The sequence below is a fragment of the Streptomyces sp. STR69 genome (genome assembly GCF_024519455.1).
Taxonomy (GTDB): domain Bacteria; phylum Actinomycetota; class Actinomycetes; order Streptomycetales; family Streptomycetaceae; genus Streptomyces.
Genome location: NZ_JALJRY010000010.1, coordinates 147315 through 161978, shown reverse-complemented (window position 1 = coordinate 161978; position 14664 = coordinate 147315). Strand labels below are relative to the sequence as shown.

At 70.5% G+C, this 14664-nt stretch carries 14 protein-coding genes and 1 pseudogene; 6 read left to right on the top strand and 9 right to left on the bottom strand.

All coding sequences use genetic code 11. The annotated features are described in order from the left end of the window. Window positions 1–39 precede the first annotated feature (39 nt). Window positions 40–1980, top strand: coding sequence for a YncE family protein (locus tag OC490_RS20385; protein ID WP_262059391.1), 1941 nt, complete (start codon window positions 40–42; stop codon window positions 1978–1980). A gap of 34 nt (window positions 1981–2014) precedes the next feature. On the opposite strand, the gene OC490_RS20380 is transcribed toward OC490_RS20385, so the two are convergent. After that, window positions 2015–3181, bottom strand: a complete 1167-nt coding sequence (locus OC490_RS20380) for a sensor histidine kinase (protein ID WP_262059390.1) — start codon at window positions 3179–3181, stop codon at window positions 2015–2017. A 77-nt stretch (window positions 3182–3258) separates the two neighbouring features. Beyond that, window positions 3259–3666, bottom strand: a complete 408-nt coding sequence (locus OC490_RS20375; protein WP_262059389.1) for a hypothetical protein — start codon at window positions 3664–3666, stop codon at window positions 3259–3261. Between OC490_RS20375 and OC490_RS20370 the strand changes: the two genes are divergently transcribed. Next, the gene (locus tag OC490_RS20370) at window positions 3652–3897 is read left to right on the top strand and encodes a hypothetical protein (RefSeq protein ID WP_262059388.1); all 246 of its coding nucleotides are present in this window, start codon (window positions 3652–3654) and stop codon (window positions 3895–3897) included. The two genes, OC490_RS20375 and OC490_RS20370, sit on opposite strands and share 15 nt — an antisense overlap. A gap of 10 nt (window positions 3898–3907) precedes the next feature. Further along, complete coding sequence (locus OC490_RS20365) at window positions 3908–4282, top strand: DUF6479 family protein (protein WP_262059387.1); 375 nt, start codon at window positions 3908–3910, stop codon at window positions 4280–4282. 48 nt (window positions 4283–4330) lie between these two features. Here the strand turns inward: OC490_RS20365 and OC490_RS20360 are convergent, their stop codons facing one another. The 4 genes from OC490_RS20360 to OC490_RS20345 form a co-directional block, all read right to left on the bottom strand. Continuing rightward, window positions 4331–4858 (bottom strand): hypothetical protein, encoded by a 528-nt coding sequence (locus tag OC490_RS20360; RefSeq protein WP_262059386.1) that lies wholly within the window; start codon window positions 4856–4858, stop codon window positions 4331–4333. A 77-nt stretch (window positions 4859–4935) separates the two neighbouring features. After that, window positions 4936–6210 carry a hypothetical protein gene (locus OC490_RS20355; RefSeq protein WP_262059385.1) on the bottom strand — a complete coding sequence of 425 codons (1275 nt, stop codon included), beginning with the start codon at window positions 6208–6210 and terminating at the stop codon, window positions 4936–4938. 230 nt (window positions 6211–6440) lie between these two features. Further along, window positions 6441–7136, bottom strand: a complete 696-nt coding sequence (locus tag OC490_RS20350) for a DUF6445 family protein (protein WP_262059384.1) — start codon at window positions 7134–7136, stop codon at window positions 6441–6443. A 132-nt stretch (window positions 7137–7268) separates the two neighbouring features. Beyond that, a complete protein-coding gene (locus OC490_RS20345; RefSeq protein ID WP_262059383.1) occupies window positions 7269–7799 on the bottom strand; it encodes a DUF1062 domain-containing protein in 531 nt (176 codons plus the stop codon). A 289-nt stretch (window positions 7800–8088) separates the two neighbouring features. Here OC490_RS20345 and OC490_RS20340 point away from each other — a divergent pair, with 289 nt between their 5' ends. Continuing rightward, window positions 8089–8562 carry a carboxymuconolactone decarboxylase family protein gene (locus OC490_RS20340; protein WP_262059382.1) on the top strand — a complete coding sequence of 158 codons (474 nt, stop codon included), beginning with the start codon at window positions 8089–8091 and terminating at the stop codon, window positions 8560–8562. A 197-nt stretch (window positions 8563–8759) separates the two neighbouring features. Further along, window positions 8760–9500 carry a DUF4142 domain-containing protein gene (locus tag OC490_RS20335; protein WP_262059523.1) on the top strand — a complete coding sequence of 247 codons (741 nt, stop codon included), beginning with the start codon at window positions 8760–8762 and terminating at the stop codon, window positions 9498–9500. A 23-nt stretch (window positions 9501–9523) separates the two neighbouring features. Here the strand turns inward: OC490_RS20335 and OC490_RS20330 are convergent, their stop codons facing one another. Continuing rightward, complete coding sequence (locus OC490_RS20330; RefSeq protein WP_262059381.1) at window positions 9524–11194, bottom strand: glycoside hydrolase family 13 protein; 1671 nt, start codon at window positions 11192–11194, stop codon at window positions 9524–9526. 166 nt (window positions 11195–11360) lie between these two features. On the opposite strand from OC490_RS20330, the gene OC490_RS20325 reads away from it, so the two are divergent. Then, window positions 11361–12311 carry an LAETG motif-containing sortase-dependent surface protein gene (locus OC490_RS20325; RefSeq protein WP_262059380.1) on the top strand — a complete coding sequence of 317 codons (951 nt, stop codon included), beginning with the start codon at window positions 11361–11363 and terminating at the stop codon, window positions 12309–12311. Between the two features lie 39 nt (window positions 12312–12350). On the opposite strand, the gene OC490_RS20320 is transcribed toward OC490_RS20325, so the two are convergent. Both OC490_RS20320 and thrS read right to left on the bottom strand, forming a co-directional pair. Continuing rightward, entirely contained in the window at window positions 12351–13310 is a 960-nt protein-coding gene (locus OC490_RS20320) for a nucleoside hydrolase (protein WP_262059379.1), read from the bottom strand. A 42-nt stretch (window positions 13311–13352) separates the two neighbouring features. Continuing rightward, window positions 13353–14630 (bottom strand): annotated as a pseudogene (gene thrS / locus OC490_RS20315) (threonine--tRNA ligase); the annotation flags it as partial. Window positions 14631–14664: the final 34 nt, after the last annotated feature.

Sequence of the window (14664 nt, the reverse complement as noted above, 5' to 3'; positions counted from 1 at the left end):
CCAGACCGGTTTTCCTTGTGGGGGGAACAGCACGTGCGGATGCGCAGCATCTCCACCGCGACAGCGCTCGCGGTTCTTTTCGGCTCGGCGGCGCTCAGCGTCGTAGCGGCGGGTACGGCCTCGGCGGCCACCGCCAACATCACCTCGCCCGGTGGTGTGGTCGCGGACAGCGCTCTCAAGAGGGTGTTCGTGGGCGACAGTTCGGCCGGTACGGTCGCGGCCACCGACTACTCGGGCAACGTCCTCGCCTCGGTCGGCGGGATCAAGGGAGTCTCCGACCTGGCCGTCTCCGACGACGGGGCCACCATCTACGCGGCGGCGCAGGAGACGCACGAGATCGTGGCGATCGACGCGGCCACCCTCGATGTGAAGGCCCGCTATCCGGTGGCCACCGGCAAGGGTCCGCGCTACCTCGCCTTCTCCGCCGGCAAGGTCTGGTTCACCTACGGCGACCAGTGGTCCGGCAACCTCGGCTCGGTCGACCCGGCCATCGACCCGGCGAGCGGCACCGACCCGGTGGCCCTGGCACAGATGCCCGAGGGCGTCACGATCTGGGACCCGGGCTTCCTCGACACCGCCGCGTCCCGGCCCGGCCTCCTCGCCATCGGCGAGACCGGCATCTCCACCGACTCGATGGCCGTCGTGGACGTCTCGGGGGCCACCCCGCAGAAGGTCGCCTACTACGGCGGCGACTACACGCTCAACAGCGGTATCTACGACATCGACCTGGTGCCCGGCGCCGACGAGCTGCTGGTGAACGGCGCGGTGCGGGACGCCTACGCGGACGGCAAGTTCAGCCAGGCGGGCACCTACCCGAGTGGCCAGCAGGCCGACATCGCCGCGGACGGCACGGTCGCGACGGTCAGCGGCGGCACGATCACGACGTACCGGCCGAACGCCACGAAGGCGATCCGCACGTACAACGTCGGCGTCTACGGCACCGCCGACCTGACCTGGGCCCCGGACAACTCGCGGATCTTCGCGCTCGTCGGCAAGTCGGGCGGCGGCTACACGCTCAAGGCGCTGACCGACCCCGAGAAGAACGTCCCGACCCTCACGGTCAACGCCCCCTCCTCCGCGACCCGCGCCAAGAAGCTCACCGTCACCGGGAAGCTCTCGGCGACGGTCGCCCTGCCGGCGGGCGTGAAGCTGCAGGTCACGCGCACCGACCTGGAGTCCCCGAAGGGCAAGGCACTGCCCGCCGTCACGGTGCAGGCGAACGGCGCGTACTCCTTCGCCGACACCCCGCCGGCCGGCGGCACGGTCACCTACAAGGTGGCCTACGCGGGCGACGCCGGGCACGCGGCGGTCAGCGCCTCCGACAAGGTCTCCGTGTCCCGCGCGGCCACCAGCCTGAGCCTGAACAACAACGGCAAGCTGTACTCGTACGGCGCCGACGTGAAGTTCACCGCGCACCTCGGCAAGACCTACAAGAACCGCACGGTCGCGATCTACTCGGACCCCTTCGGCGCCGACAAGCCGAAGAAGCTGGTCAAGACCGGCAAGGTCAACTCCAGCGGCAACCTCACGGTGACCGTGGACATGACCCGCGACACCGCCGTCTCCGCGGTCTTCGCCGGTGACGCGCGCAACGCGGCCAAGACGGTGAAGGTCACGGCGTACGCCAAGGTCAAGGTCTCCACCGCGATCAGCAAGCACTACAAGACGGCGAAGATCGGCTCGACGTCGTACTACTGGTTCCACAAGAACACGGCGCCGATCGTCACCACGACGATGACCTACTACCCCAACCGCCAGGAGCGGCTCGACCTGCAGGTCTACTACGACGGCCGGTGGTACGACTCCGACTCCGAGTACTTCGGCCTCGGTACGAGCGGCAAGGCCGCCGTGAACCTCGGCGCACCCGGCCAGTCCGGCATCAAGGCCCGCATCCGGGCCGCGTACATCAACGGTTCGTCCGGTGACAACGTCAACTCGACGACGTACAGCGGCTGGAAGTACATCTACTTCTCCAACTAGTCGTTTCTCCGACCAGCAGTCTTCTGAAGCCTGTTCACCAGGTGTAGGGCAGCTCCGCCGCGACGACCGTGGGTCCTCCGGCGGGGCTGCTCACGTATGCGGTCCCGTCGAGGGCGGCGATACGGCGGCGCAGGCCGAGCAGTCCGGTGCCGTCGGCCTCCTCGGCACCGCCCTTTCCCTCGTCCCGCACGCACACCGCCAGCCCGTGGGGCACCCGGGCGAGCCGGACCTCCGCGCGGTCCGAGCCGCTGTGCTTGGCCGCGTTGGTGAGCGCCTCGGCGACCAGGAAGTACGCGGCGGCCTCGACCGCGGCCGGGGCACGCGAACCGGTCGCCAACTCCTCTACATCCAGGGCAACTTGAAGCCCACTGCCGGCGGCGAGCGCCTGTACGGCACCGGCGAGCCCGCGGTCGGTGAGGATCGGCGGGTGGATACCGCGCACGACGTGCCGCAACTCCGTCAGCGCCTCCTCCGCCTGGTCCTGCGCCTGCGCGAGCAGCCGCCGGGCGGCCTCCGGATCACCGCCGCCGTCCCGGTCGTAGGCTCGCTTCGCCAGTCCGATCCGCATCGACAGCGCCACCAGCCGGGCCTGTGTCCCGTCGTGCAAGTCCCGCTCGATACGCCGTAGTTCGGCCTCGTGCGCGGCGATCACTCCGGCCCGGGTCTCGGCGAGTTCCTCGACGCGCTCGGTGAGCAGCGCCTTCGGGGACGGCTTCAGCAGGGCCGTCGACCAGCGCGCGTCGAGGTCCGCAAGCCGCCCGATCAACGGCAGGACCAGCGCCCGGCGGCGCAACAGCCCGCACCACACACCGTCGACGGGCAGCCCTACGATCCACAGCGGGACGGCGAGCAGGCCGAGCAGCCCGTAGGCGTACTGGGCGAGCATCCACCGCAGGTCCCGGAACGTACCGGGATCACGCACCGCCACGACGAACCGCTCCCGCAACGGCCTTCCGTCCAGCGGCCGGTACGCCTCCGCGATCTCCCGCCCGCTCCATCCGGCGACCTGCCGCCGCCTGGCGCCCGCGATCCGGCGCACCAGCAGCACCGCCTCCGGGAGCATCCAGGCACCGACGACGAACAGCGTCCCCATGGTCGCGATCAGCAGCGCGGTGACGAAGAGATACGTCCCGAGGGTCATGGCCACACCTCTGGCCAGTTGAACCGTCGCCCGCGTCGCCTGCCGCACTGTCGTACCCATGCTCACCAGGCTGGCACCGGGTTGCGGCCGGCGCGGGAGAGCAGGGTGCCGAATGCGGGGTGTAGCCCACTACACCCTCAGGGGCCTTCCGCCCCGGCCGGGAACACCGCGTCCAGGCCTGTCATGAGCTGGCCGTACGCACGCTCCGCCTCGGCGACGGCATCGTCGTAGGCCTCGTCGGCGGTGCGGCCCGCGGCCATCGTCCGCCAGTTCTCCATGCCGAGTTCCTGCTGTACGACGATCAGGTGCGTGGCGGCCAGGCGTCTGGTGAGCGGGGTGGAGTCATCGGCGTCGGGGTCGGGGAGGGCCGCACTCCGGGCGACGCTGCCGTCCTGCGCCCGGGCGACCGCGCGCCCGACGCGCCCTGCCTCGACGCTTCGGGTCGCCCGGTCCGGCTCTTCCAGGTGTACGCCGACCCGCGGTTCACGCTGCTCGGCTTCGGTGCCGAACTCGCGGACACCGTGGGCAAGTTGGCGGTCGAGCACGACGGCCTGCTGCAGGGGTTCACGGTGGACGGCGGCACTTCGGGCGCGGTGGCCTCGGGCCCGGTGGCCGACCTGCTCGACCACGAGGGGCATGCGCGGCGGGCATACGGCGTCACGGATCCGGCCCTGGTGCTGGTCCGCCCCGACAACCACTTGGCGCTGCTCACCCGGGACCCCGCCGAGGTCACCGCTTATCTCACGCGGATCGCCACATTCACTCCCGAAGAGTGATACTCGGAGTATGAGCACGGCAGCGTACGAACTGCTGGCCGCGTCGTCGCACAACACCCTCGACGTGACCGCAGCCTTTCTCGGTGGCCTGCTGATCGCAGGCGCGCTGGTCTGGGCCATACATTTCGGTATGAAGGTCCGGGACCAGGAACTTCCGCGGCCGCTCCCCGAGGAGCAGCCCCACCTCCCCGCCACCGGCGCCGTCCACGAGATGCGCGAGATGCGGGAACCAGACGAGATGCCCGTCGCCTCGGAGGAGAAGGAACGGCTGATGCCGTACCAGCTCCATCACTCCGGAAGCAGAACGGGAAAGGACCAGAGCCGGCAGCGCTGGGTGCCGGGAAGGAGCGGTTCCTTCGGCGGGGGCGGCATCGGACACGTCTGACACATCTGACCCGTCTGACGCGCCCGCCGCCGGTTCCGCTGTTCGTGCTTACTGGGGCGCCCCGGAGGTCTTCGGGTCGTAGACCGCCAGTGCCCAGATGACGAACACATCGACCGCGATCATGATGACCGACCAGATCGGGGCGTACGGGAGGAACATGAACTGGAGGATCGCGCTGAGGCTCGCGAGGACGATGCCGCAGACGCGGGCCCAGCTCATGCCCCTGAGGATGCCCCAGCCGGTGACCGCGCCCACGGCGCCCAGACACAGGAGGATCACGCCCCAGCCGGTGAGGTTGATGCTGTACACGTAGTCGCCGACGCGGGTGTAGACGTCGTCCTTGGCGAGTGCGGAGATGCCCTGGAGGATGGCGATCACGCCGTTCATCAGCATCAGGACACCGGCGAAGACGGCACCGCCGACCGCGAGGCCGGCGCCGGAGGGGGGCGGGCCGTAGCCGCGGGTGCCGGGGGCCTGACCGGTGTGCCGGCCGGCGTCGTTCCAGACCGGGGGCTTCTCCTCGCCGCCGGTGGACGTCGAGTGCGGCTGCTGTGTCGAGTGCGGCTGCTGCGTCATGGCGGTGCCCCACCTCTCTGTGGTGTGGTGTGTGGTGCTTCGACCATCCGGCCGAGGCGGGTCCTCCACCAGGGGGATTACGCCGTCCGGGTGAGCCCCGGCCTCGGCCCCGGGTCTTCGTCCGCCGCCAGGAACTCCACCACCGCCAGCGCGAACAGCAGCGCGAGCGCCAGCCCCACCACCGCCCACCCCGTCGGGTACGACCAGAGCAGGTAGGCCAGCAGGGCCGCGCCCATCAGAAGCCGGTCGATCCACGATCGGTACCGGCGGACGAACGGCCCCACCGGCCCCGTACGCAGTCCCGCCCCGTCGGCCGTGGCCCGCACCGCCCCGATCCCGGACGTCCACAGCCGCCGTACGAGACCCGCCCACCGACCCGGCCCCGTCAGCCAGGCACCGAGCGCGACCACCACCCCCACCACCACGACCATCCGCACCGTCGTGCTCAGGAACCGGGTCAGCGCGTCGTACACCGCCGCGGCGGCGGGCTGCGACACCCCGCCCGGGAGCGCGTCCAGATACAGCGCGCGGGCGATCCGCAGCGCGATGCCGAGGAGAGCAGTCGCGGCGGCCACGCCCAGCGCGCCGGTGACCAGCGCCCTGCGCCGCCGCCTCGCCGTCAGTACACCGGCCGCGACCAGGACCACGGCCACCAACGGCAGCCAGGTGCCCGCCAGTTGGAGCAGCCGGAAGTACGTCTTGAACTTGTCGAGGTCGTCGTTCTCGACGAGCGTGATCGACGTGTGGATCTCGGGGATCTTCCCGGCGACCGTCATCCCGTCGTCGACCAGCCGCTGTTTCACCTGGTCGACGACCGGACCGACGTCGAGCGTCACCGCGCCGTCGTCGAGCCGTACGGCACCGCCGCCGCTGCCGGTCAGGGTTTTGTCCACAGTGCTGTGGACACGCCGGTTCGCGTCCTTCCAGATCCTGGCGAAGACGTCGGAGGCGGCGACGGCCCGCGCCTTGTCGTGGACGAAGGCGCGGACCGCGTCCTCCAGGGAACCGCCGAGCGACCCCAACGCCTTCTCCAGCAGCGGGCGTTCGGCCGGGGCCGCGCCGGACAGCAGCGTGGTGAGGTCGAGATGCCCCATGACCGCCGTCGTCACCCGGTCCGCGACGGCGTCCTGGATGTCCGGGTGGGAGGCGAGGGGCGCCACCGTCCGCACATAGCGGTCCGTGTCACCCACCGTGTCCGCCGTCCACGCGGCCACGACCCCGAGCGGAGCGAGCACACACCCGACGACGACCAGCAGGACGGCGACCAGCGAACGCACCCGGTGCCGAGGCCCGCGCGCCCGCTCCGCCTCCAGGGCGGCCACCCGCGCCCGCAGTCGGTCGAGTTCCGTCACCCCTGCCTCCTCCGCCGCGGCTGTGCCTGCCAGCGCATCCCCGACGGCCCGCTTCCGCGAGCAGTGCCACGCCGTTCGGGTGACGCCGGCGTGCGGGCGTAGGGCAAGGGACCCTCACTTGAGGGACGGCCCGGGGAAGCGGCGACTCATGGGGTCCAAAAAAAGCGTGACACCTCTGGCAGAAGTGACACACTTTTGGAGAGAGGGTGCCGTGCGGGCGTTTGCCCTGCTCAAGCCATCCAGAAGAAGACGGCGGTCATGCGCTTCTCCTCCAGGGTGCTGCCGTAGTAACCGGTCGCGCTGTGCACGAGGTTGGCGTGGTAGAGCAGCAGGCTGTTGTACTTGTGCGGCACGCGCACGTCCTCCTCGAAGGCGTCCGGCGCCACGAACCGCGTGCCCAGAGCCTCGACGAGGTTGTTGTGCGGAGCCTGCACGACGTTGCCGCCGAGCCGCCCACCAGGCAGATGCTGCCGGTAGAAACTGGTGCCGCAGTCCTTCGGCACGGAGGGATTGAGGTACAGCACGGCGGCGTACCGGCACAGCGACCGCGAGTCGGTGTGGGGCCGGGGTTCGCTCTCGCCCTCCCCCACGACCTGGATGCAGTTGTGGTTGAGCGTCCCGCCGCCGGGCGCCTTCTGCACCCACAACTCCTTTGCCCCGGTGGCCTGTTTGACCAGCCGCTCGATCCGCCCCAGTTCGGAGGGCTCCAACCCCGGCATGGTGCGCAGCCCCGGCCAGGTCTCCGAGGTGTACGGATACCCCTTCACCCAGTCGTCCTTCGCGAGACACCGCTCCCGTACGGCGTCGGCATCCGGAAGGACGTCATTCAGCACCCAGTAGTCACGGCCCTTGGTGGGCTTGCGATAGGGCAGCACGGGGAGGGGCACCTGACGGGCCCGCTGGGGGTGTGGGGGGAGTGGTGGCATGGGGCCGAACGTATAGCGGGGGTTCGCCAACGCTGTGCCATACACCGGTCAACATTCCGTCAACGGGGGGACGTTGACCCACGCCTGTAGGACCCGTCAGGCAGGTCCTACGAGCGCCGGAGGGCCGGAGCGTCAGTTCTTGAGGGTGAAGGTGAAGTTGTCCGAGAGCCTCGTGTTCAGGCGAGCCGCCGAGACCAGCCTCCCCTCCCTGATCAGGCTCTCGACCTCGGCCCGTGGCAAGGCGCAGCCCTCCGCGATCAGCCGTACCGGCCGGACCGGGATCCGTGCCGCGAAGCGGACCGCTATGTCGATCACCTCGCGGTCCAGGTGCTCCGATCCGCCGCCGGTGTCGAGACGCCACGCTCCGGACCAGTCGAGAGCGATGCGGTTACGGCGCCGCACGACCGGGTCCTGGAGCAACTCCGCTGTCAGGGCCGGGTCGTTGGCGTGCAGGCGGTCCAGGAGATCGGGTCGTACGGAGCGTACGTTCGCCCGTTCCAGGACCGTGAGTTTCGCCGTGTCCCCGCATCCCGTACAGAGCACCAGGAGCCAGACATCGAGCAGCTTGTGGTGGGCGTTGACGCGGAACTTGCCGCTTGCCTCGAAGTGTCCGGCCCCGCACGCATGACAGCGACGGCGGACAAGCGGCAGGCAGGTGGGCATGACCACCCAGTTTTCGAGCACAGAAGTACACCGTTTCCAGTGAGAAGTCCGCAGCAAAAAGGAGCGCGGCGCACCTGCGCGACGCGCGACGATTCAGCACTCGGGAGGTCTCACACGGTGTACAACGGCACGTCCTTGCCCAGACGACTCGGTCGGGCAGCACGGTAGAGGCGGACAGCGGCGCCGCTCCACCGCTTTTCGCTCGCCGCCCCCTGTACGTGTCACATTCGCGCCGCCCGTTTCGTCAGTCCTGTGCAAGCAACGGCAACGAAACGCAGAGGAGCCCACCATGGGTGCCCGACTCAACGCCTTCACCAGCCCGATCGCCGGCAAGGCCCTGAAGCACTTCATCGCCGCGGGCAAGGTCATCGACGACTCACCGCTGCCCGCCGCCACGCAGGAGCTGGTGAAGATCCGGGCGAGTCAGATCAACGGGTGCGGGTTCTGCACCGACATGCACACCAAGGACGCCGCAGCCGCCGGCGAGACCTCGGTACGGCTGAACCTCGTCGCGGTGTGGCGCGAGGCCACCGTGTTCACCGACGCGGAGCGCGCCGCGCTCGAACTCGCGGAGGAGGGCACCCGGATCGCGGACACGGCCGGCGGGGTGAGCGACGAGGTGTGGGGGAACGCCGCGAAGCACTACGACGACGAGCAGCTCATGGCCCTCGTCTCCCTGATCGCCCTCATCAACAGCTTCAACCGCATGAACGTCATGCTCACGATGCCGGCCGGCGACTACCAGCCCGGCCAGTTCAACTAGCCCCCCGCAAAAAAGCCGGGGCGCCGAACCGGAGGCATCACCCGCCACTTGTGACGCGCCCCACTCGGGCTTTACCAAAACCAAAGACTTCGAACGCTTCCCCGATCCGTACTCACCACTGTCCGTACCGCCGACGGGCGGTCCACGACACAGGAGGTACGGTGCGCTTTTCGCGGAACGCGACGGGAACCATGGTGGTGGGCGGTGCCCTCAGCCTGACTCTCGTCGCCCTCGCCTATCCGGCAATGCTGGGCGTCAACACGGTCTCCAGTGCGCCCACACGTGTGATCGCCAACACGCAGTGGGGGCCGTTGACCGAGGCCGACCGGGACTTCGTGGTCAAGGTCCGCGCGGCAGGGCTGTGGGAGTACCCCGTCGGCCAGATCGGCCTGAAGAAGGGGGCGAGCCCGGCGGTCATCACCGCGAGCAAGCACCTGATCGACGGGCACGCGGCGCTGGACTCCACCGTCCGCAAGATCGCGCCCATGCTCAACATCACGATCCCGAACCAGCCCAGCCCGCAGCAGCAGGGCTTCATCAACACGCTGAACGGGGACAGCGGCAAGCAGTTCGACACGGACTTCGCCAACATCCTGCGCGTGACGCACGGTTCGATCTTCAACACCATCGCGAAGATCCGCTCGACGACCGAGAACACCCTCGTGCGGATCCTCGCCAACCAGGCCAACGCCACGGTCCTGGACCACATCACGGTGATGGAGGAGACCGGCCTGGTCAACTTCAGCCAGGTCCTCTTCCAGGAGACGACCCCGCCGAAGCTGCCCGCCACGGACCTGACCCCGCCGCCCCCCGCCGCGGGCCAGCCGGAGGTCGTCCTCACCCCGCCGGTGAACAGCACCACCCAGCCGCCGGTCCTGCCGGGCGAGTCACCGAGCCAGAACGCGGCCAACCCGAGCCAGACCCCGACCGTGGGGTGAGTGCGCCACAGCCACAGAGCGCGCTACGCCCCCAGCCACACGGTCGTGTCCGGTGGCAGCAATCCCAACTGCCCCAACTGCCCCTCGCCCGCCGCCGGTTCGCTGCTCAGCAGCACCTCCCCCGGCGGCAGGGCGACCGGCTGCGCCGACAGGTTGGTGACACACCGCCAGCCCTCGGAACGCGTGAAGTGCAGCACCCCGGGCGGGCTGTCGACGGCCCAGGCCAGCGCCTCCCCGTCGAGCAGCTTGCGGCGCAGCCGCAGCGCGGCGCGGTAGAGCTCCAGGGTCGAGCCCTCCCTCCCGTCCTGTGCCTCGACGGCGTACGACGCGAAGCTCGCCGGCTGCGGCAGCCACGCGGGGCCGGACCCGAAGCCGTACGACGGACCGGTCGTGGTCCATGGCAGGGGTACCCGGCAGCCGTCGCGGCCCTTGTGGGTGTGGCCCTGTTGTTCCCAGATCGGGTCCTGGAGGACCTCCACGGGCAGGTCGGCGACCTCGGGCAGTCCGAGTTCCTCGCCCTGGTAGACGTACGACGAACCGGGCAGCGCCAGCATCAGCAGCGTCGCGGCGCGGGCCCTGCGCAGGCCGGCCGCCGGGTCGACGGGCGGGGTGCGGCCGTCGGAGAGGAGCCAGGTGTTCGGGTCGGTGCCCGGGGGGAGCATCAGGCGCGAGGCATGGCGTACGACGTCGTGGTTGGACAGCACCCAGGTGGCGGAGGCGCCTGCCGCGTGGGCCGTGGCGAGCGAGCCGGTGATCACCTCGCGCAGTTCGTCCGCGTCCCAACCGGCCTCCAGGTACTCGAAGTTGAAGGCCTGGCCGAGTTCGTCGGGGCGGGCGTAGAGGGCGCGGCGGGCGGCCGGTACCCAGGCCTCGGCGACCGCCATGCGCGGCGGGGTGTAGGTGTCGAAGACGCTGCGGCGCCAGTCGCGGTAGATCTCGTGGACCTCGTCGCGGTCGTAGTAGGGGTGGGTGCCGGGCGGGAGGGAGTCCAGGACCGCCTCGGAGTTCGCCGCGAGGGGGCCGATGTCGCGCAACGGCTCGCCGAGGTCCTTCACCAGTGCGTGGGCCACGTCGACGCGGAAGCCGTCGACGCCCCGGTCGGACCAGAAGCGGAGCGTGGTGCGGAAGTCGGCCCGCACCTCCTCGTTGGCCCAGTTCAGGTCGGGCTGTTCGGGTGTGAAGAGGTGCAAGTACCACTGTCCGTCGGGGAGTTGCTTCCATGCGCTGCCGCCGAAGACGGACGGCCAGTCGGTGGGCGGGAGTTGGCCGCCGTCGCCGCGTCCGGCCCGGAAGACATAGCGGTCGCGGGCTGGCGAACCGGGACCGGCGGCCAGCGCCTCCTGGAACCAACTGTGCAGGTGCGAGGTGTGGTTGGGCACGATGTCGACCATGACCTTCAGGCCCAGCCGGTGCGCTTCGGCGACCATCGCGTCGAAGTCGTCGAGGGTGCCGAGGCGCGGGTCGACATCGCGGTAGTCGGCGACGTCGTAGCCGCCGTCGGCGAGTTCGGAGGGGTAGAAGGGGCTGAGCCAGAGGGCGTCGACGCCCAGGGCGGCCAGATGGGTGAGCCGCTCGGTGATGCCCCGCAGATCCCCGAGTCCGTCACCGTCCGCGTCGGCGAAACTGCGCGGATAGACCTGGTACACAACGGCCTGACGCCACCAGTTCGGGTCATGGGAGGACAGGTCGGTCACGTGGTCTCCTTATGAATTCCCTCTACACCGAGGCGAGTTGACAGTCTTCTTCCGGTGGACCCACGATGTGCACACGCTGTGGCGCATGTGACCAGTGGGCCCGGTGTTCCTTCGTTGCTGCGCTTCCGCGCTCCTCCACACCCTGTACACGCCAGATGGGATCAGTATGTCCATAGCCAGTCGTGTCACCGTGCGCCGCCTGTTGGGGACGGGCGCCGCCTCCCTCGCCCTCGCCGCGGCCTCCGTAGCCGCCGCGTCCGGTGCCTGGGCCACCGGGGGGCACGGCGACGGCGGTGACGGCTGGGAGTCGGGCGGCCACTACCGGCCCGGTTCGGGCGCCGGCACGGTCACCGAGACCGAGGGCTGCCAGTTCTCGCTGGACGGCACCAGCTTCTTCCCCTCCGTCAAGGTCGACGACCAGAACCTGAAGCCCACCGACGACGGCAAGGTCCACATCAAGGTCCGCACCGCGGGCGACGCCTCGACCTGCACCGCCTCGCTCGCCTCGTACATCGCGCACGGCCCGACGTTCGCCACCTCCGGCCAGCAGGTCTTCGTCGACTTCGACACGGTCACCGTGAAGAAGGGCCAGACCGACTCGCTCGACATCGCGGTGCCGGACGAGGGCTGCTTCGCGCAGATCGACCTCTACCGCGGCGCCGTCAAGTTCGACGGCAACCCCGCCGCCGGCGACGGCTTCGTCCACGGCGACCTGCCCAAGGGCCCCGACCACACGGTCATCAAGGACAAGCTGATCGCGGCCTGGAACGGCGGCACCAAGGACTGCACGACCACCGAGTCCCAGCCCCCGTCCCCCTCGGCCCCGGCCTCGGTCCCCCCGTCGGCCCCCGAGTCCACCCCGCCCGCCTCCGACTCCCCGACCCCGACCCCGAGCGCCTCCGAGTCGACCCCGGCCTCGCCGTCCAACCCGACCCCGGTCGCCTCCGGTTCGAGCAGCGCCCCGGCGGCACCCTCGCCCAACGGTGGCGGCGGCGACCTCGCCGAGACCGGTGGCGGCAGCAACACCGGTCCGATCGTCGGCGGCGCGGCGGCACTGCTGGCGGGCGGCGCGGCGATCGTGGTGGCGACGCGCCGCCGGCGGGCTTCGCACTCGTAACGTTCGAACGTGCGGGGCTGGGCCGGGACTTGTCTCGGTCTAGCCCTCCACCGTCTCCAGCCACAGCTTCACGTACCGGTCCACATCCACGTCCAACCCCACGTCCACCAGGGCCTGTTCGCGTGCCCCGTCGTGGATCTCGGACTCGCCGTGGCGGGAACGGCGATCGACGACGGTCTGGCCGCGGGACGGGCCGGGGGCGAGGGAGACCTCCACCGGCAGGAGGCGGGTGGTGAGGCCGGCCGGGTCGGCGACCGCGCAGACCGCGCCCGCGTCGCCGAGTCCGCCGGTGGGGGTGGGGTCCCCGGAGGCGGCCGGGTCGCGGTGGGCCAGCAGATCGCCCGCCAGCCTCAGCCGCGGCTCCGTGCTCTCCCGCAGGCGCTGGACATCCGCGGCCGGGACCTGGACCCGTTCGAACACGTCCAGGCCGTACATCGTGATCGGCACCCCGGCGGTGAGCAGGATCGCCGCCGCCTCCGGGTCGTGCCACACGTTGAACTCCGCGACGGGGGTGGCGTTCCCGACCGCCACCGCGCCGCCCATGAACACGATCCGCTCGATGTTGCGGGTGACCTCCGGGAACGTCCGCAGCAACAGCGCGATGTTCGTCAGCGGCGCGGTGGGGATCAGGGTGACCGGGCGCGGAGACGCCAGGATCTCGCGGCGCAGCAGCGTCACCGCGTCCACGTCGGCGGGCCTGCGCGCCGACGCGGGCAGGCCCATGTCGCCCATGCCGTCCTGCCCGTGGACGTGCGCGGCCGACCGCGCCGGCTCGATCAGCGGGCGGGCCGCACCGCGCGCGACCGGGATGTCACCGGCACCGGCGTGGTCCAGGACGATCAGGGTGTTCCGTACGACCTGGTCCACGTCCGTGTTCCCGGCCACACAGGTCACCGCGCGCAGGTCGAGTCCCGGGTGCCGGACGGCGAACAGCAGCGCCAGGGCGTCGTCGACCCCCGTGTCGCAGTCGATGATCACGGGGATGGGCTGACCGGTCACGGCAGGGTCCTCTCGACTCAACGGTGCTGTTCGGTTGCGACCTTACGCATCCGCCCACAGTTCGGCGCCGCGCGCCCCGACCCGGGCGGCGACGTGGTGCAGCAGTTCGGCGGCGGGCAGCGGTTCGACCCGGCGGCCGTCCCGCAGCCGTACGGCGACCAGGCCCGCGTCGGCCTCCCGTTCGCCGATCACCGCCTGGTACGGGACCAGTCGCGCCGCCCGGATACGGGCACCGAGGCTGCCCTCGACGGCGACCTCGGCGCGCAGCCCGTGGGCGAGGGCCCGCTCGACGAGGTCGTAGGCCTGCGCCTCCTGCGCCTCCGACACCGGGAGGACCACCAGCTGCACCGGCGCCAGCCACGCCGGGAACGCCCCGCCGTGCTGCTCCACCAGATGCGCCACCGCCCGCTCCACGCTCCCGATGACACTGCGGTGCACCATGACCGGCCGGTGTTTCGCGCCGTCGGCGCCGATGTAGTGCAGGTCGAAGCGTTCGGGCTGGTGGAAGTCGATCTGGACGGTGGAGAGGGTGGCCTCGCGGCCGGCCGCGTCCTCGATCTGGACGTCGATCTTCGGACCGTAGAAGGCGGCCTCGCCCTCGGCGGACTCGTAGGCGATGCCCGAGCCGTCGAGGACCGCGCGCAACAACTCGGTCGCCCGGCGCCAAAGGGCCGGATCCGCAACGTACTTGCCGCCGTCCCCCGGCAGTGAGAGCCGGTAGCGGGAGGCGCGGATGCCGAGGTCGGCGTAGGCGCGGGCGATGAGTGCGAGGGCTGCGCGGGCCTCCTCGACGGCCTGGTCGAGGGTGCAGAAGATGTGCGCGTCGTTGAGCTGGATGGCACGGACCCGGGTCAGTCCGCCCAGCACGCCGGAGAGTTCGGAGCGGTACATGCCGCCCAACTCGGCGATCCGGAGCGGCAGTTCGCGGTAGCTGTGGGAGCGGGAACGGTAGATGAGGGCGTGATGGGGACAGAGGCTGGGGCGCAGGACGACCTCCTCCGCGCCCAGTCGCATCGGCGGGAACATGTCGTCGCTGTAGTGCGACCAGTGCCCGGAGATCTCGTACAGCTCACGCTTGCCGAGAACGGGCGAGTACACGTGCCGATACCCGGCAGCGCACTCCAACCCCCTTACGTACTCCTCCAGTTGATGCCGGACGACGGCACCGTCCGGCAGCCAGTACGGCAGTCCCGCACCCATCAGGGGGTCGGTGTCGAAGAGGCCGAGCTCTCGGCCGAGACGTCGGTGGTCGTACATGGTGAACTCCTCGCGAAAGAAGAGACCGAGAGGCGAGCACCACGCGTCGAAGCCCCGGGGCTTCGGCTTGGGTCAGCAGTCAGCGCGCCGGGACACT